At 42.2% G+C, this 623-nt stretch carries 1 protein-coding gene; it reads left to right on the top strand.

The window, feature by feature from the left end; all coding sequences use genetic code 11:
- A partial coding sequence (locus ACZ267_RS12755; RefSeq protein ID WP_463680336.1) for a hypothetical protein occupies nucleotides 1-623 on the top strand: 623 nt, incomplete at both ends.

Here is a 623-nt window from a genome sequence, read left to right on the forward strand (position 1 = left end):
GTACTTGTACTTACAGAGTCACTTAGTGATGTACTTCCACTTGTCGATGAACTATCGGAAAGTGAAGTACTTGTTGAGTCACTCGTAGACGAGCTATCACTTAATGATGATGACGTGCTTGTACTTTCAGAATCGCTCAATGAAGTACTACCGCTTGTCGATGAACTATCGGAAAGTGAAGTACTTGTTGAGTCACTCGTAGAAGTACTACCACTCGTAGATGAGCTATCGGAAAGCGACGTACTAGTTGAATCACTAGTCGAAGTACTGTCACTTAATGAAGTCGACGTACTTGTACTTTCGGAGTCACTAGTCGAAGTGCTATCACTTAATGACGTACTACCACTTGTAGATGAACTATCAGAAAGTGAAGTGCTAGTTGAGTCGCTCGTTGAAGTACTGTCACTTAATGATGATGACGTGCTTGTACTTTCGGATCCACTTAGTGAAGTCGAAGTACTAGTGCTTTCAGAGTCACTCAATGAAGTACTACCACTAGTTGACGAACTGTCAGAAAGCGAAGTACTCGTTGAATCGCTCGTAGACGAGCTATCACTTAATGATGATGACGTGCTTGTACTTTCGGATCCACTTAGTGAAGTCGAAGTACTAGTGCTTTCAGA

The organism is Staphylococcus sp. AC872 (assembly GCF_979255425.1).